This window comes from Capnocytophaga canis (assembly GCF_043187445.1).
Taxonomy (GTDB): Bacteria; Bacteroidota; Bacteroidia; order Flavobacteriales; family Flavobacteriaceae; genus Capnocytophaga; species Capnocytophaga canis.
In genome coordinates this window covers 2,239,883-2,264,002 of sequence record NZ_CP171121.1, presented here as the reverse complement: position 1 = coordinate 2,264,002, position 24,120 = coordinate 2,239,883, and the positions used below count along the sequence as shown (strand labels likewise).

The window sequence follows — 24,120 nt, the reverse complement described above, 5'->3', positions numbered from 1 at the left end:
AATCACCTTATTTTCAACAACATACGTATATGAAAGATAAAAAGAAACTCGCGTTACATTGGCAAATTTTCATCGGAATGGTTGCAGGAGGATTACTCGGGCTACTCATGTTGCAATTTTCATGGGGAAAAGATGCCGTTTTAGATTTTGTAAAACCCTTCGGGAATATGTTTATCAAATCATTGAAAATTATTGCTTTACCATTAATATTAGCTTCTCTGATCAAAGGTATTGCTGATTTGAAAGACATTTCAAAAATTTCCTCTATAGGGATGAGAACTATTATTTTATACCTATCAACCACTGTTTTAGCGGTTTCCATCGGGTTGATGGTTGCAAATATCATCAAGCCTGGAGATATGCTAACTGAAGAAACTCGCACTGAACTCACAAGAGAGTACCAAACTCAGGCGAATACAAGCATTGAAGTCGCACACAACAAACAACGCGAAGCCCGTCCCTTGGATCCTATTGAGAACCTAATACCTGACAATCTTTTTCTATCAGCGACCAACAATAGCAACATGTTGCAAATCATTTTTTGTGCTATGCTTTTTGGATTTGCCATGATAATGATTCCGGAAGAGAAGACCAAACCTGTCAAGGCTTTTTTCGACAGCTTGAATGACATCATACTCAAAATCATAGATTTAATAATGAAAGTAGCTCCTTTCGGGGTGTTTGCTTTGATTGCGTCCCTTATTGTAGAGGTGCCAAATGCGGAAATGCTTTCCGCTCTCTTAGTTTATGCCTTGGCTGTAGTAATCGGATTGACCATTATGATGGGTGTGTACGGCCTTTTGGTATGGACTTTCACAAAAAAAACGCCAAAATTTTTCTTTAAAAATTTAGCTCCAGTACAACTATTAGCATTTTCGACAAGTTCAAGTTCCGCTACATTACCCCTGACAATGGAAACTGTTGAAAAGAAATTAGGAGTTGATGAAGAGGTCGCAAGTTTTGTTATTCCGTTAGGAGCAACTGTGAATATGGACGGAACAAGTCTTTATTTAGGTATTGCGGCATTATTCATCGCTCAGGCTTTTGGAATGGATTTGAGTTTCTCGGCTCAGTTAGGGATTGTTGCCACTGCCACTTTGGCGAGTATTGGAACTGCGGGAGTGCCAGGAGCCAGTATTGCAATGTTGGTGATCATTTTAGAACAGGCGGGTATCCCAGAAAGTGGTTTAGCATTGATTTTAGCTGTTGATCGCCCTTTGGATATGCTAAGAACCGTTGCCAATGTAACGGGTGATGCCTGTGTAACAATGATTGTCGGAAAATCAGTTGGAAAATTACACGAACCCGAAGAATAACTGTAAATTTAAATTAGAGATATCGCTATTTTAATTTTATAGCTAATAGCCATTATTTACCAATTACTATTCAAAAAAATATGAAAGATAAAGAACGTAAATTACGGTATCATAAAAGAATGGCAACTACCTTATTTTTGATAATGGTAGTACTTTATATAACGATGGTCTTCCTACAGAAAAAATATCCCGACACCTCCCTGATCGGATATATAAAAGCCTTTTCCGAAGCTGCGATGGTGGGAGCATTGGCTGATTGGTTTGCTGTTACAGCACTTTTTCACAAACCATTAGGTTTGCCTATCCCGCATACAAATTTGATTGAAAATCGCAAAAAAAGCATAGGTGACAACTTGGGTGGATTTGTAGTAGACAATTTTTTGAAGCCCGAAGGTATACGTCCGTATGTTGAGGAAGTGAAAATCACTCCTTTCCTTGCCGAGTGGCTAAGTAAAGAAAAAAATATCAATACATTAACTAATGAAATATCTGAAAAAATAGTACAGTTAGTCAATGGGATTGATGAAGAAAACGCTACCGATTTTATCACTCAAAAAAGCAAGGAACTACTCCATGAAATAGAGCTAAAAACATTGATAAGCAAATCTTTAGATTATATTATGGAGGAGAAAGAGCATCAAAAATTATTGAGTTTTATATTACAAAAAATTGAGACCTATATTTGGGAAAATAAATCCTTAGTCCAAGAAAAAGTCTCCTCAAAAAGTGCTTTTTTTATCCCCAAATTCGTTGATGACATTTTGGCAGATAAAATCACCGAAGGATTGGCAAACTACGTGGCAGAAATCATCAAAAACCCAGAGCATTCCGTACGCAAAGAAGTCGATAATCAATTGATAATGTTTGGCAAAGACATTCAAACATCTTCCAAGTGGGAAACAAAAATAGAATCCATTAAAAATCAACTAATTAACTCAGAGTCTATTCATAAATACGCTTTGCAAATATGGAAATACTTAAAAGATTACATCAATAACGACTTAGTGAAACCCACAACAGATTCCACATTAAAGCAACACTTCCATAGATACATCCAAAAGATTAGTTTACAGCTACATACTGACATAGAATTACAGCAAAAAATCGACCGACAAATACAAAAAACAGCGTATCAGTTCATACTCAAAAATCGGCATGAAGTGGGGACACTTATCAGCCGAACTGTGGGCAATTGGCAGGGTAAAGAACTCAGCCGAAAGCTCGAATTGGAAGTTGGCAAAGATTTACAATTCATCCGAATTAATGGCACAATTGTTGGGGGATTAGCAGGGTTACTGATTTACGCTATTACACAATTTTTATAGAAACCAACACGTTTCAAAAGTATATAAACAACTGAAAAACAATAGATTTCAACTAAACACGTATTCAAAAGTTCATACAGCGACAATAAACATGATTTCTGATGAAAAAATCGTAACCTTTTTTTTGACAAATACTAACCTCTAAAAATAAGTACATATGAATACCAAACAAATTATCGAGCAAAGTCTGCTAAACAGCATTACGTATCCCACATATCGAAGCCTACATCAGCAATATGTCGGTGAAAAACGAACCAGCGGTTCAAACCAAAGTGAAGAATATGTGAAACACAGTGCCATCAACGAAAGTCGCTACAAACGATTGGACAAAACAATTACAATTCCAGAGGAAAAAGCTACCTTTTTTAAGAATTATGACAAACAAATTACCTTGTTGGTAATCACTGAGTTTTGGTGTGGCGATGCGGCTCAAATTATTCCCGTTATCAACAAAATTTCAGAATTGAATCCCAAAATCATGCTGAAACTCGTTTTTCGAGATGAAAATGAAGCATTAATGAACCTATTTTTAACCAACGGAGGAAAGGCGATTCCGATAGCTATAGTGTTAGATTTGGAAAACAACGTACTAACACACTGGGGTTCAAGACCTTCTGAGGCGACTAAAATGGTGGAAGATTACAAAGCAACCCATGGAGCATTGGATGCCGAGTTTAAAGAAAATCTACAAAAATGGTATAACCAAGACAAAGGAAATAATATTATTGATGATTTTATAAAGATTTTTTCTAAAATTTAGTTCAAAAAAACTGAAATTAAAGATAGAAATACAAAATTTCAAGAGAAAAACAAGAAAATAGACATTCGTAATAGCAATATATCTGTCCGAAAATCCGAATTTCACATAATTTTGTTCGGTGGAGCGTAATTTTCGTTCAAACTTGCAAAATTGCAACAAGAAATCGACTTTTCGGACAGTTTTTACAAAATTCTAAACATTGTTTGGGCTTTGTTCTGAGTCTCGTCCCATTCTGATTCTGGAATAGATTCTTTCAAAACACCTCCACCTACATATATATATGCTTGATTTTCTTCGAGTTGCATACAACGTAGATTTACGTAGAAATCAAATTTCTGCTGCTCAACTACTCCGCAATAACCAGTGTAAAAAATACGATCATACGATTCATTTTCTAATATAAACCGTTGTGCTGCCTCAAACGGAAACCCACAAACAGCAGGTGTAGGATGTAATTGAGTAACCACATCAAACGGGTTTTTATCGGCTTGTAAGTCGGCTGTAATGTGCGTACATAAATGAACCACTCCTCCCGCTCTGACTGTTTTTGGTTCACTAACTTTTTTATTTTCTGTATAGAATTTTATTTTATCAAGAATGTCATCCGTAACAATTTGTTGTTCTTCACGTTCTTTCTGTTGCCAAGTAATTATTCCTTCTTTAAAAGGTTGTGTACCTGCTAAAGCCATAGTATACAGCTGATTTTCTGAAAATTTCAACAAGGTTTCAGGTGTTGCTGCCAACCACACCCCCACTTTTGGATGTGAAAATAAGTAGCAAAATGCCGTAGGATAGTTTTCTATCATTTTCTGGAATATTTCCACAGGATTTTTCTGATAAGGTGCAGCTATTTTTCGTGATAAAACTACCTTATGAAGCTCACTGTTTTGCATGGTTTGGACAGCTTTTTTGATTAATTTGATATGATTTTGCTTCTGTCCTTCGTCAAAGGGAAGTTTTCGGTCGGAAAACTGAAAATGAAAATCCTCTACATTTGCTACATATTTTTCTTCGGATTTTAAAAGTATTTTTTTATGTGTTATATTCTGAAAAGGAGCCAAGACAAATCCTTCATTTGCGAATGAATCTTCAAATATATATACTTGATTATCTATTTGATTGTATAAATTTATTTGCTTTTCATTCGGACGTCTAAATATCACAAAAGGAACTTCCGATTCTTGTAGTAAAATAGCTTTTTTTAGTATTTCTGAATAGGAAATCATATTTTTATTGTAGTAAATTTAAATGAAGAAATTAGTTTATCATGTTGATTGGTGGCTTTTATATCCCATAATTGCAAAGTTCCTCCATTATGAATGCAGGTAGCTTTGGCAAAAATAGTATCTCCTACTTTACCTGCCCGCAGATGATTACCACTTAGTTCAATCCCTCGAATACTTTCTCCTTGCTTTCGATAAAGTACGTAAGCTCCCACACTGCCAACGGTTTCGGCTAATGCAAAGGTGATTCCTCCGTGTAAAATACCATCAATTTGTGTAACTCTGGAAGTTACGGGCATTTTCAAAGTAATAAAATCCTTCCCCAATTCAACAGGCTCTATGCCTAAATAAGAAATAAGCTCATTTTCAGGCAATTCACTCCATATTTTTTGTAGTACTTCTTTATCCATAACTTGATGTTTCTAATATTAAATTTGTAAAGATATAAAAAATATCATATAGATAAATATAAAACAAAAAAAATACGTAAGTTTGCCAAAAATTTTGACATATCAACTTTCATTAGACAATAACATATTGTATGAGTTGTTGCTCAAAATATGATAACAACGATAAATATCTAAAAAAGAATATATTATGTGTAGAACATACGCTGGAATTCCCGATGAAAATGCTACTTTTGAAAACTCAAAGGTGATGTTAGTAACCGTTCCTTATGATGGAACATCCACGTGGGGAAAAGGTGCCGATAAAGGGCCTGAGCTTTTCTTGAATGCCTCTGAAAACATGGAACTTTATGACATTGAAACCGACTCTGAGCCCTTCCTGCAAGGAGTATATCTGGCAGGTGAAGTATCAGAAAACAGTTCACCTGAGGCAATGACCGAAGCTGTATATCAAAAAACTAAAGAATTGCTGAAACACGACGATAAATTGTTTACGCTTTTCGGGGGGGAGCATTCAGTATCTATTGGAGCGATTCGTGCTGTAGGTGAGAAGTACGAGAAATTAACTGTTTTACAGTTAGATGCTCACACCGACCTACGCCCTGAATTTCACGGGTCTACATCGAACCATGCTTGTGCTGTATTTGAAGCAAACGAAAAACATAAACTCGTACAGGTGGGTATCCGCTCTATGGACGCTGAAGAAAAAAAATACCTCCCAAAAGGTCGTGTTTTCTTTGCTCACGAAATCGCTAAAAACAAAAAATGGATTGATGATGTACTAGATAAAGTATCTGGAAATGTATACATTACAATTGACTTGGACGCTTTTGACCCTGCCATAGCACCTTCAACTGGAACCCCAGAACCAGGTGGATTACAATGGTATCCAACCTTAAAATTACTCCGTAAAGTTTTCAAGAAATGTAACGTTGTTGCTTTCGACATTGTAGAACTTATGGATAGCCCTATGGCAAAACCAACGGCGTTTTTAGCAGCAAAATTATACTATAAAATGTTGGCATACAACATGAAATACAGTCGTAAAAAATAATTTTTCACAAATATTTCTCTATTTAGATTTTTAGAAAATCTATAAAATGAGACTGTTGCAGAATTGAATTTTATTGTTAAGATTAAAGGAATAAATCAAACTAATAAAAAACATCTATTGATAGTCAGTTTTTTTTTGTATTTAACTACTTTATCACATAACTTTGAGTTAAATAATAATCCTTAGTTAAACGAATACTTGGATTTTGGAACAGTCTCTTTTTAAATATTCTATTTCCGAATGAAACATCAACCGAAATGATTTACTTCGACAACGCTTCTACAACCCGTCCTTTTCCCGAAGTAGTTGAAAAGATTCAACAAACACTCACTTCACACTACGGAAATCCGTCATCGACCCACAGTCTGGGACGTTCAGCAAAATCACTCATTGAAAACGCACGGAAAAACATCGCTAAATGGTTAAACGTAAATGCTTCTGAGTTGATTTTCACTTCTGGAGGCACAGAAGCTAACAACATGATTCTCAGAAGTGCAGTACGTGATTTGGGGGTAAAAACCATCATTACTTCAAAAATTGAACACCACGCTGTATTACATTGCGTTGAGCATTTACAAAGAGAATACGGTATCGACATTCTGTACGTTCAGTTGTCCGAAGTAGGAGATGTAGATTTACACGATTTAGAATATTTACTACAAAGAACTGAAAATCAAAAAGTTTTAGTAAGTTTAATGCATGTGAATAATGAGATTGGGAATATGTTGCCAATTACCAAAGTGGGAGAACTCTGCAAAACTTACAACGCTTATTTTCATTCTGATACAGTACAATCGATTGGACATTTTCCGTTAGACTTGAAGGCTTTTCATATAGATTTTATCACCGCTTCGGCTCATAAATTCCACGGAACCAAAGGAATTGGTTTTGCTTACGTCCGAAAAGGCATCCCGTTACGAGGATTAATTTTCGGTGGTGAGCAAGAAAAAGGAATGCGAAGTGGTACAGAAAATTTACATAACATTGTAGCTATGGAAACCGCTTTAAATGAGTCATATAAAAACTTAACAACCTCTACTGAACATATTAAAAGTATCAAAAAACACTTTATAGAATCCGTTCGTAAGTATTTCCCCGAAGCGAAGTTCAATGGTAATTCTGGAAATATGGAAAGTAGCTCATACACTATCTTAAACGTAGCCTTTCCTTTTTCAGCAGACAAAGGTGTAACCCTACTTTTTACTTTGGATTTGAAGGGTGTAGCCTGTTCCAAAGGCAGTGCCTGTCAAAGTGGTAGCGTACAAAACTCTCATGTTTTATCGGCTTTTCTATCGGAAGAACAACTAAAAATGCCTTCACTACGATTCTCTTTTTCAGTATATAACACCAAAGATGAGGTCGATAAGGTCATTAATATTCTGCAAGAAATTCAAAAATAGCTTTGTCATCTCTTTCGATTTTTCATACTGCCTATTTGCTTAATCAAGATTATGGCTTCTTCTGAAAGTTTGTATCTTATCAAAACAAAACAACTGAAAATCAGAAGTATTATGGATTTTAAAACGATATTCGATAAGGGTGAAATGGAAAAATCCCAAAAGTAGAAAATTAAAGTTGATACAACTCCGAATATGGTTATTCTTTGAGTTTCTTTAAAAAAAGGAGACAAGTGAAATTTTCGATAAACAAAACTGATTTTCAGAGCGTTATAAATCAAAAAAGCACATAAGGTTGATAATCCAGCTCCATCAATCCCATATAATGGAATGAGCCACATATTTAATACTATTGTACATATAATCAACAATATACCAAGATAAAGGACTGTCCTATAATATTTAGAATTGAATAAGATAGCATTGTTAACCCCTACCAAAGAATCCGAAAGTTTTACTAATGAAATAAAAACCAAAACCTTAATTCCTAATGCGTATTCTTTATCGGGTAGTAGATTGTAAAATTGGTTTGCGTTGACGATAATTAAGACAAAAACGATTATGCTTACCAAATAAATGTTAATAGTACTTTTTTTATAAAGTTCATGCAACCCAACTGTCTGATTAGTGCTGATAAACTTAGCCACAAGAGGACTAACCACCTGATACATTGATCTATAAGGAATAGCAATAACTGTAGCTGTAAATATAGCTACGTTGTAAATTGCTATCTCAGAAATGGGTAAATATTGATTAATCATAAACTTATCAATATCCATCAGTAGGTTTGCTACCGATCCCGAAACAACTATAAACAGACTGTAATAAAAAATTTCTCGCTTATTTTTCGGAAGCCCCCAGCTAAATGTGGGTAGCTTTATGGAAAAGGAAGATATGAGCATGAGCAAAGTACGAAGTGCATATGCAACAAACACTCCCCACACAAATTCGTGAAAATCAAAAACTTTATAATAAACACCTAACAACAATAAAGTAATGCAAATACGATGAAAAACCTCTTTCAAAAAATTTCCAAAGACAGTTTTGAGTTGTACTCTTGCCCACGAATAGAAAATCTCGAAATAGCCCATAGCAATGGCTGTAATGAAAATCAAAAAGACGTAATCCCTCACAACCTCATTTTCACCTGAAAGCCATTGTACCATATACTCATAAGTAAAAACACCTATCAAACCCAACGGAAAAATTATCAAAAGTGGTAAAACGAACAACATTGTATTGAACTTCGATAATTCTTTAGAATCGGTATAGGAAAAATAATATCGAATGAAAGTGTTGTGCACTCCAAAAGCAATCAGTGGAGAAAGTATTGTAGCTGTGGAAGTTATATAGCTAACCAATCCATATTCTTCTTTCGAAAGGAAGTAAACAAATAAAAATAAGGTATTTACTGCTCCAAATCCGAAACCCAGATAAGTAGTTAAAATATTCTTTAGCGATTGGCGAAATACAATACCCATTTTAAATAAATTATAGTACAAAAGTAATATTTTTTCAGGAAATAAAAGAGACTGCCCTAAGATGCATGTTTCTTTTTGAAAACTTTTATTCCAAATCCCTGAAGAGGAGGAACCCCTCATTCAAAGTTATTGGGGACTGGAAATGACATCTTAGGACAGTCTAATTTATAAAAATTTATTAACTACAAAAACATCACTATGAGTAGCTGTGCTACCATAATTCGCATAAAGGTTGTGAGTGGATAAACAGCAGCATACGTAACCGCTGGAGCATCGGATCCTGTTACGTCATGGGCAAACGCCAAAGCAGGAGGATCGGTTTGCGACCCAGATAGTAATCCACAGATTTCTAAAAAGTTCAATTTATAGTAAAAACGAGCTACCAACGCTACCACAATAAGTGGCACCAAAGTGATAGCAACTCCCATCAACATCCATTGCAAACCTGCCCCTTCTGATAGGGTTTTGATGAAATTTTGCCCTGCTCCTAAGCCCACACTGGCTAAAAACAATACTATTCCAATCTCTCTAACCATCAAATTAGCACTATGCGACACATAGTGTGTAACCGAGAAGCGACCTCCGTAACGGCTTATTAAAATGGCAACAATAAGTGGCCCTCCTGCCAAACCAAGCTTCACAGGCGACGACATTCCTGGAATAGCAATCGGAATAGACCCTAAAATAACCCCAAGAACAATACCAAAAAAAAGCTCCGCTATGTGTGGATGTTGCATACGTTTTTTAGAATTTCCGAATACTTTTTCAACCAATTTGATATGCTCTTCATCTCCAACCACAGTGATAGCATCCCCAAATTGTAATTTAGTGTCTTTGGTAGGAACAAATTCAATCCCCGCACGATATACACGACTTACGGTTACGCCATACTGTTCACGTACGTTAATCTCTCCTAATTTTTTCGAATATGCCAGTTTGTTAGTAACATTCATTCGGCGTGAAACAATGTCATTTGCCTCTCCTTCAAACAGAGCTATACTTTCTTTCTTTCCTATAAGAGTTGACAATTTATCAAAATCTTTTGGATTCGCCACCAAAAGTAATATATCTCCCTGCTTTAAGATGGTATCCTTATCCACCATATGTATTTTACCTGTATGATAAACGCGTGAAATAACGAAGTCCATTCCTAAAGTTTCTTTTATAATTGCTACGTGTTTTTCAAATAACACTGGATTTTCGACACGAACAGCTACTTTGTCAACACTTGAGTTGTTTTTATTAACTTTCCATTGATTCAGTCGTTTCTCGGCATCTAAATTCACTTTCAGGGCTGACTTGAGAATCATCATCACTAAAATAATACCTAATACTCCAAATGGATATGCCACTGCGTATCCGTTAGAAACGTTGGATAATGCTCCGTTGATAGTCTCTTGTGATTGACCTTCTGCTCTGAAAATGTCCACAATAGCTTGTTGAGCGGCTCCCAGACCTGGTGTGTTAGTCACTGCTCCTGACATAATCCCCACAAGATCAGCCATGCTAGTATCAGTAGCATAAAACAACACTATCACTGTCAGCACACATGTGAGAACTGAGAGTATTGCTAAACTATTAAGTTTTAAACCTCCTTGTTGAAAAGAAGCAAAAAAACCTGGACCAACCTGCAACCCAATGGTGTAAACGAACAAAATCAGACCAAACTCCTTGATAAAGTGCTGGATGTGTCCATCAACAGTAAAACCAAAATGAGCCACTCCAATTCCTGCGAAAAGCACACAAGCAATTCCGAATGAAATTCCCCAAATACGAACCTTCCCTAAGGCTACCCCTAAGGCTATCACAAAACTGTAAACAATGACTGTATATGCCACACTTTCGTGATTTGAAAATAGATTTACTATCCAATCCATATCGTAAAATATTTTAAAATTTTCCGAACGCAAAAGTACTATTTTTCTTTTACATATAAACAAAAAATTTAGTAAATTCTCATCTATAAAAGTCTTTTTTTATGAATTTGATTAATAATTAATGATTTAGCTATTAGTTTCTCTATTTTAGATTTTTATGCGTATTTAAAAAGAAATCACCCTTATGTCTTTCGACTTGGGGTGATTTCCAACTTATGAAACGCTATACCTATCGTTTATGCCAAATCAGTGGAGTTTCGGGTTTATCCTCTCCTCCTAACAATTGTAAAGCTCGGTCATAACCAGCTTGGTTTTTTGTTTTCAAACTGATTGGATAACGAACTCTGCGATACACATTTTTAATGTCTGCAGCCGAATGATCAGTGTAGAATGGCATAAATGGCAATAATCCTTCCAAATACGGATTTTCAAAAAACGGCAATCCCGTTCGGCGGTAATCATTGGTTGCCTCGAACGGTTGCCAAGGATTCTGAGCGATATACTTCTGTGTCATAATCTTAGATAGTACATCGTTATTAGTTGGATGTACTCCCTTCGGATAATTATAGGTCACGGTTTCTTCCGTTCCTGATGGGTAAATTTTTCGCGTCAGCTGTTTTGAAGTAATTTCGGTTGTATGGTCAAACTTTACCGAAGTTCCGATACGATTATAACTTTCACTTTCCAAATAAGCATCTGCATAGCGACCTATTTTGTGGTAATCAAAACTAGCTTTTACACCTAATTCATACCACTCCTTAGCTGTACGTCCTGTTTCCCATCCGTAGTGAGCTGCCTCTGCCAATAAAAAGTAGGTTTCCCAACATCCGAAATAGACGCGCCGTAAATCTCCTCCACGATATTGCTTACCGATAGCCGGCAAACGACCTAAATTCCTACGGAAACCTCTCAGAATCAAATCATTTTTCCCTGCATTTTCTCCGCAAGTGAATGATGAAAAGGTATATTTAGTACTGAATTTTTGCCCAGAATCTGCAGGAAGTTCAATTTCTTGATAATTAGTATTATTCTTTTCAGCATTTAAATCGCGCTGTACATAAAAATTTACCAATCCATCATGATGCCCAGGTATATGATAATTTACTAAAATACGAGGATCTATTTCTTTAGGAATATAATCATACAGATATCCTGCTGACTGAATATTTGTTTTTGTTGGCAAATAATCCGGCATATAAACTCCTAAGTATTCATTAGGTGAACGTAAATGATTGGTTAGTGCTTCTTGTGGCAAACCATAGGCTGATGTTCCAGGATATTGTGCCATTTCTGCAACTGAAATTCCTCCCAATCCAAAAGAAATGTTAGTCAATGTGGAAGTAATTTCCATTCCAATATAGCTAAGGGCAAAGATAGAACCTGCAGGATCCTCTAAGTCAGCAATACTTGATTGTGCAACGGAAGCATTATCTACATTATTGATAATGAATCCCGAAATATCTCCTACTTCTTGTAAGATGTTTTCAAAACGAGTTTTACCCACTGTACCTACATTTGAAAAACGCATTGCACAACGCAACCGTAACGAATTGGCATATTTTTTCCAAGCACCAATTTTCCCTGCGTAAAACGCATCAAAAGCATCATTTGAAGCCTCAGTACTTTCATCAAATTTGCTCACTGCCAATTTTAGTTCCTCTTCTATATAGGCGTAAATATCTTCAACACTATCATACTCAGCTACTTCCCCTTTGAATCCTTTTCGAGCTGGATAGGGGCCAAACATATCTGTAATCTCTGAAAGCAAATACGCTCGATAAACTCTTGCCATTTGCACATAATTATTGGTTTTGACATCTGCCTTTCCTGTTCTGATGCGTTCCTCTCCTATTTCAATGGCCTGGCTAACATTGGTAATCCATTTTGCAGCAGAATTCCAATAGTCTGACATGTAATTATTTTGATCTTGCAACACCTGTGGCCCGTGAATAGGGCGATACGTGTACCGAGCTCCCCAAAGCCAAGTACGGTGAAAAAGAATATCCCGATTCCACCAGCTAAGCTGTGCATCAGCGACCGAAGCATTAAACAACCCTTCAACCAGTACCGAATTGCGATCAGCTGCATTGGGATCTTTGTTGATTTCCTCAAAGTCCGAACAAGCGTACGATGAAAATGCAACTATAGATATAATAGCGAATTTTAATATATATTTTCTCATAACACACATTGTTTTAAAGTCCGATAGTAATATTAAACGTAAACGTACGGCTTGTAGGTGGCGCTCCAAACTCCAATGCTGTTACGTTTGTGCCTGTTCCTGAAACTGATTCTGGATCAATTCCTGGAATGTTGGTGTGAATCAACCAAAGATTATTCGCCGTGAAGGAACACTTGAGATTTTGGATTCCAATGCTTTCCAAGTGTTTTTTACCAAACGTATACCCTAATGACAGGGTTCTTAAACGTACCGATGTAGCATCATACATGTTAGCTTCAGTGATTCCGATGTTGTTTTGGGCCAATGCTCCCCAATAACGTTGAGGTGTTACTTGTTTTGTGTTTATATCATATCCTCCTGAGCTATTGGCTATTACACCTTCTACAACAAATGAATCTCGCTTACCATCAACAGCTGTTTCTGCTGCCATTCCATAGCCTGTAAGCAAATTACGTGTCATAGAGAACATTTTTCCTCCTACACGAGCATCTACAAGAAAGTCTAAATTAATTCCTTTCCATGAGAAACTATTGCTAAAACCTAACAAGTAATCAGGTTGCTGATTTCCAAGATAATGTAATGCTACAGCATCTCGCTGAGGCAATCCTTCCGCAGTAAGAATCATCTTTCCGTTGTGAGGACTGTTCGCATCATTGACCCTACGGATAGCCGAGCCATAAATTGCTCCATATTCTTTACCTACTTCAGCAAGTACCATAATCTCATCAACTGTAAGCAATTCATAGGAAGCTACCCCTGGGTAAAGGTCGATAATTTGATTTTCATTCTTAGAAAAGTTTACCGTTGTATCCCAATTTAATCCTTCAGGATTTTGTAAAATACCTACTCCTAACGAAAGTTCAACTCCTTTATTTTCAATATTTCCTGCGTTGATTATCTTGAATTTATATCCGCTAGTTTCATCCATCGGTAAACGTAATAATTGACGCATGGCATTGGTCTTATATACAGCTGCATCTAATCGCACTCGGTTATTAAAAAGTCTTAAATCGAGCCCAGCTTCATATGATTTTACTAACTCACTACGCACTGAATGGTCATACAAAATTTCATTAGTTGAAATTGTTGGCACACCCCAATAGTCTTTCGCAACTGAGTAACTGTTATACAACATATAAGGCTCTAAATCGTTCCCCACCTCAGCATAGGAAGCTCTTACTTTGGCAAATGTTACCCATTCAGGTAATTCTATCAATTCTGAAATCACCCCAGAAAAACTCAAAGACGGATAGAAATAGGAACGATTTACTTTACTCATGGTTGAAGACCAATCGTTACGAAAAGTTGCGTCCAAATACAAACTATTTTTCCATCCGATTTGTGCTGAACCGTATAATGAATTCATTTTTCGCTGTGTAATCAATGAGGTTACAGTTGGTTTTTCTTTACCATTGTTCAATGAGAATATGTTAGGAATCAATAAATCTCCTGATTTAGCATTCATCTCTGAAATATGCTGTGACATTAGATTTCCTCCAAAGGTCAACGTTCCGTTAAGATCTTTCAGTAAATCACTTTTTTCAGCAATCAACAGAAAGCTAAGATTCTTTTCAGAAAATTCTTTGGAAGCCTCTGCATATTGTCCGTTTTTTGGCACTGATAAACTTCCCGAATGTTTGCGTTGATACATTTTTGTGTTGTAGTAGTCCAATCCTCCTTTTACTTCTCCTCGTAACCAATTTGTAAATTCGTAGGTTACCGCTCCAAAACTGATATAACGATTACGCACGTCGTTGTTTGTATTGTACTTAAGAGTCCACCAAGGGTTGTCGTCGGGCAATGTTTGCGTGTCATACCACACTTGTTGTCCGTTAACTATCGGTGGATTGAATTCACGAATATCCAATGTACGAGGGAATATGGTCAAGGTTTTAAATACATTTGACTGGTTCAAACCTTGAATTGGACGATTATGAGCCTGAGTGTTCACATAATTGATTTTAAAATCTACTTTCCAACGATCACTTGCTCCTAAATTAGTTGTAGTTCGCAATGCCATTGATGTACGATTCATATCCGTTTCAGGCACCATACTGGTATTATCCATATAGTTAACAGAACCGTATACCGAAGTTTTATTTATTTGTTGCTGGAAAGAAAGAGCTTGTGTGGCTGTAATTCCTGTACGAAAGAAATTATTCATATTATCATACGCCTCCAATTTCACTTGCTTGTTATTCCAATTAGTTACTGTTTGTCCTTCAATTCTTGGCCCCCAGTTTCGAGCTGTTTTAGGATCGTATAAATTATCAACCCCTTGTGCATAAGTATTTTGCAATGCTGGTTTAACAAAAATATCTTCAGTGGCAAGAGTCGTTGAAAATGTAATTCCAAGTCCTTTCTTTTCCTTTCCTGATTTGGTGGTAATCAGAATAACTCCATTTCCAGCACGAGAACCGTAAAGTGCTGCTGCCGAAGCTCCTTTCAAAACAGTAAGGCTTTCTATGTCTTCCGGATTGATATCGGAAAGTCCGTTCCCCATATCCATTCCGGAATTTCCCCAAATATCGGCAGCTCCACTGGCTTTATTGTCTATTGGCACACCATCTACAACAATCAGTGGCTGATTATCTCCTGTGAGTGAATTTTGCCCTCTCAACACAATTTTTGAAGAACCAGCCATACCTCCCGCTCCTTTAACAATCTGCAAACCAGATACTTTCCCTGAAAGAGCATTTGTTACGTTAGCATCACGAGCCTCAAGTAACTTTGTTCCGTCAATTTCCTGTAAAGCATACCCAAGAGCTTTTTCACTTCGTTTGATACCTAATGCCGTTACAACAACCTCTTCCAACTCTTCAGCGTCTTCTTTCAACATAACATTGAGTTTGGTCACGTTAGCTTTTTTCTCTTGCGTAACAAATCCCATGGAACTGAAAATAAGGATTTCTTCTGCTTGAGCTTGAATGTTGTACTTACCATCAAAATCGGTAGACACTCCTCGGGTTGTTCCTTTAACTAAAACGCTCACCCCTGAAAGTGGAATCCCTGATTCATCGGTAACTACACCACTAACCGTACGATTTTGTGCATACAACCAATGGAAACAAAAAACCATCGTTAGCACAAATGTTACTAAAAACTTTCTTTTCATATTGTACATGTTTTTGGTTAAGTAATTAAAATATCTTCTCTACAAAAATAAAGAAATTTATGTTAACAAAAAACTTTTTTAACTATTTTTCTGCATAAATATAACAAAAAGATTTTAATGTGATTTTTTAAACATTACATTTATCTGAAAATCAGCACTTTTAAAAAATACAAATGTTTTTCCTCCGTAAAAATTCTTGAACCCTATATAAAATTGATCAACCTAGTATAAAAATATATGCAAATTTTAGTTAACAGATTGTTTGGGATTTCAATATAAATTTAGAGGAAAACGTTTATTAGCTATGAAGAAAAATATCCGATATGTGGGAATGATGAGTTGTGGGCAGAAAATCAATCCAAATCATACCTGGCGCCTAAAATTTTAATAGCATTTTCAATGCGCTCTTTCGACGGACGCTCAATATCCTTCAACGGATAATCAATTCCCAATTCATCATATTTGAATTTAGCCATATCGTGGTAGGGAAGAACCTCAACACGCTCTACTCCTTGTAAAGTGTCGATATAATCGCGAAGTTTTTGTAAGTATACATCATCATCGGTCCATTTAGGTACTAACACATGGCGAACCCACATTTTAGCTCCATTTTGGCTTAAAAAATCAATGAAAGTGATAATATTTTTATTATGTCGTTTGGTAAGACGTTGGTGTTGTGTATCATCAATATGTTTGATGTCCACCAAAAACAAATCGGTAAGAGATATTAACTTAAGAATTTTTTCATTGATAATCGGGGTATTAGCATAAAACCCACCACAGGTATCTACGCAAGTACTTATTCCTAATGACTTTAATTTTGTAAAAAGTTCTAAAACAAAATCTAACTGCAATAAAGGCTCACCACCACTGAGAGTCACTCCTCCTCCACTAGCTTGAAAGAAAGTTTTATACTTAACAATATCGCTAACCAATTCATCCGTGGTCATCATCTTTGCATCGTCATTATGCAATTCCCAAGTGTCAGGATTGTGACAATACTTACAACGCAACATACACCCCTGAAAAAAAACAACATAGCGTATGCCTGGCCCATCAATATTTCCAAAAGATTCAACCGAATGAATAGCTGCTCGCAACGGATGTGTTTCCATAAAAAGGTGCCTATATTTACTTTAACATATTTTAGTCACAAATGTACATCTTTCTAACCTAAAAAACAAAATCAACGCTTTAAATGCCTAATTAGCTGTTTTTCCTGTTTTACAACTAATAGAACATAAAGCAATAAAAAGACAGTCCCTATATACATGTTTTTATCAAAAACATAGAATACTATAAATGAAGACATTATGCTAAATCCCAAATATACTCCTATTTTTTTAATATTATAGGGTATTGGATATTTTTTTTGTCCAACCCAAAAAGATACCGACATCATAACAAAATAGGTAGCAAGGGTAGCTAATGCCGAACCTTTGTAACTTATTAAAGGAATCAACAGGAAATTAACAATCACGGTAATAAACATCCCTAAAACAGATACATATGCTCCGAAATTGGTTCTATCAGTGACCTTGTACCACACCGAAAGACTGTGATAAATCCCCAAACAAAGATTTGCCAACAAAATGACAGGAACTATCCACAAAGCCTCCCAATACTCTGAATTTGATACAATTATATACTTTAATACATCTATAAAAACAGTAATAAATAACAATATGAAAGCTCCAAAGAGAATAAAATATTCCGTTACCAAAGCGTAGGTCTTTGGTGCATTTTTGTCTTGTGCGTTACTGAAAAAGAAAGGTTCAACACCTAATTTGTACGCTGTTACAAAAAGTGTCATAAACATCCCCATCTTGTAACACGCGGAATAAACACCGATAGTAGCATCAGCAGTATCAACGGGAAGAAGCATCCGCAAAAAAACACGGTCAAAACCTTCATTTACAGCAAAAGCGATTCCCGCAATGAGTACAGGGAAGCCATAACGCATCATCTGTTTCCATAAAGCAACAGAAAAACTGAATTTAATTCGGAAATAAAGGGGAAGAAGCACCAAAAAAGTAACTAAACTCGCTATGAAATTAGACATAAAAATAAAAACAACCCCTTCATCTGTTTTATCAATATGATTGCTTAACACCAAGAAAAAATACAGATTAAGTAGTAAATTTACCACTACATTTCCAATCTTAATCAAAGCATAAATCACCGATTTCCCCTCATTGCGAAGCCACGCAAACGGAATTACAACCAACGCATCCAATACCAATATGTAGATCGCCAATCGGATATACTCTACCTTGTAATTCAACCACTCGGCAATATGATTTTGCAAAAGGATAGCTCCCACTAAAAACAGAAAAGAACTAACTGTTACTGAGGTAAGCGCCGTAGATTGTACTTTCTTTTTATCGGTTTCCTTATTCACAAAACGGAAAAAAGCGGTTTCCATCCCATAAGAAAGCAATACATTCCCTAAAATCAAATATACGAACAACCCCGAATAAATACCAAAATCTTGTTTTTCAAGTTTATGTGTATAAAAATTTGTCAACAGAAGAGTTAAAACACGTGGCAGTACGGTAGCCAGTCCATAGACGAACGTATGTTTGAATAGTTTTTTCAGTTTACTCATGATTATAATTGAATATTTTTACTATCCGAGAATAGCCTAAGATATTCCCGCTTTCCTATTCAGGTTAATTGCTTATTTTAGAAAAAAACAAAGACTAAAACCGAGTAGCCTCAGTATTAGTCCTTAATTAGTACATTTTCTTGATTTTCAACACTTGTTGTGGAGAAGATGGGGCTCGAACCCACGACCTTTTGGCTGCCAGCCAAACGCTCTAGCCAACTGAGCTACATCCCCTTTGGGGCAAAGGTAAAATATTTTTTTGGATAAATAATCTATTTTCGATATTTTTTTTTACTTTTGGGGAAAATTAAAATTATGGGAACTAATAGAATAAACGGTTCGTTATACACTAAAATAGAAAATCGCGTAGCAACCATCGAATTTGGACATCCTCATGCGAATTCTTTTCCGCTTGAGTTATTAGAACGCTTGGCTAAAGAATTTGATTTATTATCTGAAAACAAAGATGTCAGTCTGATTGTAGTCAAAAGCGAAGGTGATAAAACTTTTTGTGCTGGAGCTTCTTTTGACGAACTTTTGACCATTGATAATGAAACCGAAGGCACTCGATTTTTCAACGGATTCGCAAACGTATTTTTAGCCATACGCCGATGTAAAAAATTGATTATAGGTCGGGTGCAAGGAAAAACCGTTGGCGGAGGAGTCGGGCTTGTGGCTGCTATGGACTATGTGTTCGCAACGGAAGCCGCAACTATCAAACTTTCAGAACTTTCACTTGGGATAGGGCCTTTTGTTATTGCTCCCGTAATTTTACGAAAAACAGGACAGGCTACTTTGAATGAGCTTTTTATGGCTCCTGACCAATGGAAAAATGCCTACTGGGCTCAACAAAAAGGACTTTATGCACGAGTGTTTGAAAATATCAAAGAAATGGACGAAGCTTTAGGTCACTTCTTAGATCGTTTACTACAGGCAAATCCTATGGCACTTACCGAAATGAAACGAATCACATGGCAACACACCGAACATTGGCTCGAAGAGTTACCAAAAAATGCTGAAATATCTGGGAAATTAGTCCTTTCTGAACAAACCAAATCAATGCTCTCTAAATTTAAAAATCAATGAGAATACCATTACTATTACAACAACAAGATAATATCGACATCATAAAACAAAAACTAGCTGAAGCCCCTGATGAACAATACGGCATCGGGATTTTCATCGGGAATATGCTTCCTTTCGTGGTGCTTGTAATCTTAGCATATTTGATGTATTCCTATATGAAAAACAAATCAAATGGTGATGAAAACCTTTTAGACGATTAAATTTTATAACCAACTAATTATAAATATATTATGAAAACAAAAAATATCCTTTTAGTTGCATTAATAATGGGTAGCCTGTCTGTTTGGACACAGCCGAATTACAAACCATCGGCCGAAAATTTAAAGGCTCGAAGCAATTTTCAGGACGATAAATTCGGCATATTTATCCATTGGGGGCTTTACTCAATGCTTGCTGACGGTGAGTGGGTTATGCACAACAAAAACTTACATTGGCAAGAATATGAAAAACTTGCAGGTGGATTTTACCCTGCTAAGTTCAACGCTGCAGAATGGGTCTCAGCGATTAAAGCCTCTGGAGCTAAATATATTACGATCACTACTCGACACCACGATGGGTTCTCCATGTTCAACACAAAATATTGTGACTATAACATAGTGAAAGCCACACCTTTCAAACGCGACATAATCAAAGAAATTGCCGATGAATGTAAAAAGCAAGGAATCCGATTGCATTTGTACTACTCTCATTTGGATTGGAGACGCAACGACTATTATCCTCTGGGAAGAACGGGTAAAGGTACAGGCAGAACCACACACGGGAAATGGGAAGATTACCATAAATTTATGAATAACCAACTAACAGAACTACTCACTAATTATGGTGAGATTGGAGCCATTTGGTTTGATGGAATGTGGGATAAAGACATCTATCCTGACGGTATGACACCTGAAACTTGGAATTTGCATGAGCAATATCAACTCATCCATAGCCTACAACCAGCTTGTTTAATCGGTAATAACCATCATCTGATACCTTTTGCTGGTGAAGACATACAAATATTTGAACGAGACCTCCCCGGAGAAAATAAAGCAGGACTTTCAGGACAAGATATCAGCAAATTACCTCTCGAAACCTGCGAAACTATGAATGGAATGTGGGGATACAAAATCATCGATCAGAATTACAAATCGACTGAAACACTCATTCAATATTTAGTAAAAGCCGCAGGTAAAAATGCAAATTTACTAATGAATGTTGGACCTCAACCCGATGGAATGCTCCCTGCTGTGGCTGTGCAACGTCTTAAAGAAATGGGAGAATGGATGAAAAAATATGCTCCTACCATTCAGGGTACACGAGGAGGCGTTATAACACCACGCGATTGGGGAGTAACCACCCAACGAAACAAAACGCTCTACGTTCACGTACTTGATTGGAAAGATAAAGCTTTATTTTTGCCATACGCAGGAAATAAACTAAAAAAAGCAATAGAATTCGATAGCAAAAAAAATATACAGTTCTCGCAGGATAAAGACGGAATTTGGCTTAAATTTCCGAAGGTGCCAACCGCTCCTGACTATGTCATAGAATTAACTTTTGAAAATAAATTAACTGAAAATCAATAAATTATTAAAGAATATACAAAATAAATTTGTAATGACACACACAACTTTGGAAAACGCTTTTTCAAGAATCGAGACTTTACAGTCATCTTACAAACGGTGGAAAGAGTTTGATTTAAAAAAGCGCCTAACAATCGTTCAGGAAATACGAGATAAATTGCTCTCCAACACATCGTTATACGCACATGCCATTACTGAAGACATGAACAAACCAATCACTCAAGCCATTGCTGAGGTAAATAAGTGTGCCTATTTGTGTGATTATTACATCACCAATGCAGAAAATTTTATTGCTCCAAGATTGGTAAAAACACAGTGGTCGGAAAGTCGGGTAAATTTTGAACCGATAGGAGTTCTATTGGGGGTAATGCCTTGGAATTTTCCGTTTTGGCAAGTGTTTCGTTTTGTAATTCCAAATATGATTTTAGGGAATTTGTTTGTTATTAAACACGCTTCGAATGTACCGAAATCGGCAAATTTACTGGAAACGATTTTCAATTCAGACAAAATTGATTTTCCGTTGTATAAAAACTTATTCTTAGACAGCAGATACGTAGCCGATATTATCGCTCATCCACACATTAAGGGTGTATCACTCACAGGAAGCGAAAATGCAGGAAAAGCTGTAGCCGAAAACGCGGGAAAACATCTCAAAAAATCAGTCTTGGAATTGGGCGGAAGTGCGGCTTTTATTGTGTGTAAAGATGCTGATTTAGAGTTAGCTACATCGGTAGCTGTAATGGCTCGTATGCAAAATACAGGACAGAGTTGCATTGCCGCCAAACGTTTTTTGGTAGACGAAAATATCGCTGAAACTTTTATAAATCAATATAGAAGCAAGATTCAAGCGCTAAAAACGGGAGATAAATTTGATCCAACAACGCAAATTGGAGCAATGGCACGTGAAGATTTGGCTATAGAATTAGAGAAAATGGTCACAGAGAGTATTCAAGAAGGAGCAAAACTTATCTGTGGAGGAAACCGTAAAGGTGCGTTCTATGAACCTACAATTATCACTGAGGTGACTCCATCAATGGCAATTTTTAAAGAAGAAACTTTTGGCCCTGTGGCAGCTATCACCACGTTCAGTACTTTTGACGAAGCTGTAGAACTTAGCAATCAGTCTGAATTTGGATTAGGTGTATCTATTTTTTCAAAGAATACAGAGTTCGTAAAATCACAGGCTTATCGATTTGAAGAAGGAGCTGTGTACATCAACGAAATGCTCATTAGTGATCCGAATTTACCTTTCGGAGGTATTAAAAAATCTGGTTACGGCAGGGAACTCTCTTCCTTTGGAATGTATGAGTTTGCAAATATCAAAACAGTGGTCGTAAAGTAAATAGTTTTGGTAAATTGATTTTTTGTAGTTTTAGAATTTAAAATAACGGATATATGAAACAAATATTAGTAGCTTTATTTTTATTTTCGAGTATTTATTCATTCGGGCAAAATGCAAAGACTGTAAAAGTCTTTGAGAATGCCTTGGTTAATTTTTCAGAGAAAGGGGAAGCTCCTGCAGATGTTATTCGTTTGCAAAGCGGACGTTTACTGGTAAAAAAAATACACATCCCTGAATATCGTAAAGGAACTGATGTTTCTGTAGAAATAACCATTCGTTCCAACGGCGATCCTTGGGACAAATCAGGTTCTTGTTTCGTCTTTAAAAACGAAGACTTGATTAACGTTATCAACGTGGCTCAGGGTTCGAAACAATTGCCTAATGAAAGTGGAACTGACAATAACTACCACGGAATCAAAGCAGTTTCATCGTATGACCTGCCAGTAGAAATTCTCCGATTTATGACTCCTTTCGGAGTGGGACATTTCAGCGATGAGCAAAAATATCCAAACATGAAATATGGTCGCCCTGTATCTGTACCAAAATGGGAAGATAAAGTTGTTTGGCAACAGGACGTTTCTCAGTTAGAATCTCTCCTAACGGGCACTTTTTACATCGGCATTTGGATCGACACGTGGACTGACAAAGGATATTTGGCAGATGTTTCGCTAACTTACTCTGGTAGACCACGACCAAAAAAAGTGGTTACTCCGTTGGTGAACACTATTTACTATGTAAATGGACAAAAAATCCCCGATTTATTTGCTAAAACTACACTAAAACATGACATAACCCTTAAAAAAGATGTAAAAAATGCTGAATTATACTACATCACTACTGGACATGGAGGACATAGCGGTGGAGATGAGTTCATCAAAATTAAAAATTCTGTTTTTTTTAATAGTAAAAAAGTGATTGACTTCATTCCTTGGCGTGATGATTGTGCTGCTTTCAGAAGATTCAATCCTTCATCAGGTGTATGGACGCGCAAGGACACTGCTTTTGCATATAACGAAAACTACGAACGCGTAAAGAAAGCCGTTGAAGAACGATTAGCTTCATCCGATTTATCACGTTCCAATTGGTGCCCTGGCTCAGCAGTAGTTCCTGAGAACGTATCACTTGGTACGCTCAAAAAAGGAAAACATACTATCGAAATTGTAATTCCTGCTACCGCCAATACTGGAGACCAACAAAACCATTGGCTTGTATCAAGTTACTTAGTATCAGATAAGTAGCACTAATACTAAATAATCCCCCTTAAAAAGTAGCAAAATCTTTTTATGGGGGATTAGTCTGTAACAGATAAACTTCACTCTTCATATTTAAGGCTATGTAGTAAAAATAAAATAGGCTATCCAATACTCTTTGAATAGCCTATT

18 protein-coding genes and 1 tRNA gene are annotated in these 24,120 nt (G+C 36.4%); 10 read left to right on the top strand and 9 right to left on the bottom strand.

What is annotated here, in order from left to right:
• Positions 1-29 precede the first annotated feature (29 nt).
• From ACF3OB_RS09655 to ACF3OB_RS09645, 3 genes are all read left to right on the top strand, one after another.
• Entirely contained in the window at positions 30-1,316 is a 1,287-nt protein-coding gene (locus ACF3OB_RS09655; protein WP_042008698.1) for a dicarboxylate/amino acid:cation symporter, read from the top strand.
• A gap of 80 nt (positions 1,317-1,396) precedes the next feature.
• On the top strand, positions 1,397-2,641 hold the full coding sequence (locus tag ACF3OB_RS09650; RefSeq protein ID WP_392447570.1) for a DUF445 domain-containing protein: 1,245 nt from the start codon (positions 1,397-1,399) through the stop codon (positions 2,639-2,641).
• A gap of 157 nt (positions 2,642-2,798) precedes the next feature.
• A complete protein-coding gene (locus tag ACF3OB_RS09645) occupies positions 2,799-3,401 on the top strand; it encodes a thioredoxin family protein (RefSeq protein WP_392447568.1) in 603 nt (200 codons plus the stop codon).
• A 182-nt stretch (positions 3,402-3,583) separates the two neighbouring features.
• On the opposite strand, the gene ACF3OB_RS09640 is transcribed toward ACF3OB_RS09645, so the two are convergent.
• Together ACF3OB_RS09640 and ACF3OB_RS09635 are read right to left on the bottom strand one after the other, a co-directional pair.
• On the bottom strand, positions 3,584-4,627 hold the full coding sequence (locus ACF3OB_RS09640; protein ID WP_392447566.1) for an isochorismate synthase: 1,044 nt from the start codon (positions 4,625-4,627) through the stop codon (positions 3,584-3,586).
• Positions 4,624-5,034 carry a PaaI family thioesterase gene (locus tag ACF3OB_RS09635; RefSeq protein WP_042008692.1) on the bottom strand — a complete coding sequence of 137 codons (411 nt, stop codon included), beginning with the start codon at positions 5,032-5,034 and terminating at the stop codon, positions 4,624-4,626. Before ACF3OB_RS09635 ends, ACF3OB_RS09640 begins: the two co-directional genes overlap by 4 nt.
• A 187-nt stretch (positions 5,035-5,221) precedes the next feature.
• Here ACF3OB_RS09635 and speB point away from each other — a divergent pair, with 187 nt between their 5' ends.
• Both speB and ACF3OB_RS09625 read left to right on the top strand, forming a co-directional pair.
• Positions 5,222-6,085, top strand: a complete 864-nt coding sequence (gene speB, locus ACF3OB_RS09630) for an agmatinase (RefSeq protein WP_042008689.1) — start codon at positions 5,222-5,224, stop codon at positions 6,083-6,085.
• Positions 6,086-6,342: 257 nt separating this feature from the next.
• Positions 6,343-7,485: a cysteine desulfurase family protein gene (locus ACF3OB_RS09625; protein WP_392447565.1), complete on the top strand. Its 1,143-nt coding sequence runs from the start codon at positions 6,343-6,345 to the stop codon at positions 7,483-7,485.
• A 5-nt stretch (positions 7,486-7,490) separates the two neighbouring features.
• Here the strand turns inward: ACF3OB_RS09625 and ACF3OB_RS09620 are convergent, their stop codons facing one another.
• The 7 genes from ACF3OB_RS09620 to ACF3OB_RS09590 form a co-directional block, all read right to left on the bottom strand.
• Entirely contained in the window at positions 7,491-8,963 is a 1,473-nt protein-coding gene (locus ACF3OB_RS09620; RefSeq protein ID WP_172919389.1) for a lipopolysaccharide biosynthesis protein, read from the bottom strand.
• Between the two features lie 182 nt (positions 8,964-9,145).
• Positions 9,146-10,840, bottom strand: a complete 1,695-nt coding sequence (locus tag ACF3OB_RS09615; protein ID WP_042342843.1) for a putative transporter — start codon at positions 10,838-10,840, stop codon at positions 9,146-9,148.
• A 229-nt stretch (positions 10,841-11,069) separates the two neighbouring features.
• The gene (locus ACF3OB_RS09610; protein ID WP_392447563.1) at positions 11,070-13,022 is read right to left on the bottom strand and encodes a SusD/RagB family nutrient-binding outer membrane lipoprotein; all 1,953 of its coding nucleotides are present in this window, start codon (positions 13,020-13,022) and stop codon (positions 11,070-11,072) included.
• A gap of 13 nt (positions 13,023-13,035) precedes the next feature.
• Entirely contained in the window at positions 13,036-16,137 is a 3,102-nt protein-coding gene (locus ACF3OB_RS09605; protein WP_392447561.1) for a SusC/RagA family TonB-linked outer membrane protein, read from the bottom strand.
• A 353-nt stretch (positions 16,138-16,490) separates the two neighbouring features.
• Complete coding sequence (pflA, locus tag ACF3OB_RS09600) at positions 16,491-17,252, bottom strand: pyruvate formate-lyase-activating protein (protein ID WP_042010352.1); 762 nt, start codon at positions 17,250-17,252, stop codon at positions 16,491-16,493.
• A 71-nt stretch (positions 17,253-17,323) separates the two neighbouring features.
• Positions 17,324-18,745, bottom strand: coding sequence for a lipopolysaccharide biosynthesis protein (locus tag ACF3OB_RS09595; protein ID WP_392447559.1), 1,422 nt, complete (start codon positions 18,743-18,745; stop codon positions 17,324-17,326).
• Positions 18,746-18,905: 160 nt separating this feature from the next.
• Positions 18,906-18,979: transfer RNA gene (locus ACF3OB_RS09590), tRNA-Ala, on the bottom strand.
• Between the two features lie 81 nt (positions 18,980-19,060).
• Between ACF3OB_RS09590 and ACF3OB_RS09585 the strand changes: the two genes are divergently transcribed.
• From ACF3OB_RS09585 to ACF3OB_RS09565, 5 genes are read left to right on the top strand one after another with little or no spacing between them, the layout of a single operon-like run.
• Positions 19,061-19,831: an enoyl-CoA hydratase/isomerase family protein gene (locus ACF3OB_RS09585; protein WP_172914864.1), complete on the top strand. Its 771-nt coding sequence runs from the start codon at positions 19,061-19,063 to the stop codon at positions 19,829-19,831.
• Positions 19,828-20,031, top strand: a complete 204-nt coding sequence (locus ACF3OB_RS09580; protein WP_095911781.1) for a hypothetical protein — start codon at positions 19,828-19,830, stop codon at positions 20,029-20,031. The genes ACF3OB_RS09585 and ACF3OB_RS09580 overlap by 4 nt, the downstream gene beginning before the upstream one ends.
• Positions 20,032-20,061: 30 nt before the next feature.
• Positions 20,062-21,399 carry an alpha-L-fucosidase gene (locus tag ACF3OB_RS09575; RefSeq protein ID WP_095893357.1) on the top strand — a complete coding sequence of 446 codons (1,338 nt, stop codon included), beginning with the start codon at positions 20,062-20,064 and terminating at the stop codon, positions 21,397-21,399.
• A 31-nt stretch (positions 21,400-21,430) separates the two neighbouring features.
• Positions 21,431-22,738, top strand: coding sequence for an NAD-dependent succinate-semialdehyde dehydrogenase (locus ACF3OB_RS09570; RefSeq protein WP_392447557.1), 1,308 nt, complete (start codon positions 21,431-21,433; stop codon positions 22,736-22,738).
• A 53-nt stretch (positions 22,739-22,791) separates the two neighbouring features.
• Complete coding sequence (locus tag ACF3OB_RS09565) at positions 22,792-23,976, top strand: PNGase F N-terminal domain-containing protein (RefSeq protein WP_042009074.1); 1,185 nt, start codon at positions 22,792-22,794, stop codon at positions 23,974-23,976.
• Positions 23,977-24,120 lie beyond the last annotated feature (144 nt).

What these genes read in the sequence shown, in the direction of transcription:
- ACF3OB_RS09605 (WP_392447561.1), bottom strand. Translation starts at nt 16,137, where the DNA reads ATGAAAAGAAAGTTTTTAGTAACATTTGTGCTAACGATGGTTTTTTGT.
- ACF3OB_RS09565 (WP_042009074.1), top strand. Translation starts at nt 22,792, where the DNA reads ATGAAACAAATATTAGTAGCTTTATTTTTATTTTCGAGTATTTATTCA.
- ACF3OB_RS09625 (WP_392447565.1), top strand. Translation starts at nt 6,343, where the DNA reads ATGATTTACTTCGACAACGCTTCTACAACCCGTCCTTTTCCCGAAGTA.
- ACF3OB_RS09635 (WP_042008692.1), bottom strand. Translation starts at nt 5,034, where the DNA reads ATGGATAAAGAAGTACTACAAAAAATATGGAGTGAATTGCCTGAAAAT.
- ACF3OB_RS09655 (WP_042008698.1), top strand. Translation starts at nt 30, where the DNA reads ATGAAAGATAAAAAGAAACTCGCGTTACATTGGCAAATTTTCATCGGA.
- ACF3OB_RS09595 (WP_392447559.1), bottom strand. Translation starts at nt 18,745, where the DNA reads ATGAGTAAACTGAAAAAACTATTCAAACATACGTTCGTCTATGGACTG.
- ACF3OB_RS09640 (WP_392447566.1), bottom strand. Translation starts at nt 4,627, where the DNA reads ATGATTTCCTATTCAGAAATACTAAAAAAAGCTATTTTACTACAAGAA.
- ACF3OB_RS09645 (WP_392447568.1), top strand. Translation starts at nt 2,799, where the DNA reads ATGAATACCAAACAAATTATCGAGCAAAGTCTGCTAAACAGCATTACG.
- ACF3OB_RS09585 (WP_172914864.1), top strand. Translation starts at nt 19,061, where the DNA reads ATGGGAACTAATAGAATAAACGGTTCGTTATACACTAAAATAGAAAAT.
- ACF3OB_RS09570 (WP_392447557.1), top strand. Translation starts at nt 21,431, where the DNA reads ATGACACACACAACTTTGGAAAACGCTTTTTCAAGAATCGAGACTTTA.
- ACF3OB_RS09575 (WP_095893357.1), top strand. Translation starts at nt 20,062, where the DNA reads ATGAAAACAAAAAATATCCTTTTAGTTGCATTAATAATGGGTAGCCTG.
- ACF3OB_RS09610 (WP_392447563.1), bottom strand. Translation starts at nt 13,022, where the DNA reads ATGAGAAAATATATATTAAAATTCGCTATTATATCTATAGTTGCATTT.
- pflA (WP_042010352.1), bottom strand. Translation starts at nt 17,252, where the DNA reads ATGGAAACACATCCGTTGCGAGCAGCTATTCATTCGGTTGAATCTTTT.
- ACF3OB_RS09620 (WP_172919389.1), bottom strand. Translation starts at nt 8,963, where the DNA reads ATGGGTATTGTATTTCGCCAATCGCTAAAGAATATTTTAACTACTTAT.
- ACF3OB_RS09580 (WP_095911781.1), top strand. Translation starts at nt 19,828, where the DNA reads ATGAGAATACCATTACTATTACAACAACAAGATAATATCGACATCATA.
- ACF3OB_RS09615 (WP_042342843.1), bottom strand. Translation starts at nt 10,840, where the DNA reads ATGGATTGGATAGTAAATCTATTTTCAAATCACGAAAGTGTGGCATAT.
- ACF3OB_RS09650 (WP_392447570.1), top strand. Translation starts at nt 1,397, where the DNA reads ATGAAAGATAAAGAACGTAAATTACGGTATCATAAAAGAATGGCAACT.
- speB (WP_042008689.1), top strand. Translation starts at nt 5,222, where the DNA reads ATGTGTAGAACATACGCTGGAATTCCCGATGAAAATGCTACTTTTGAA.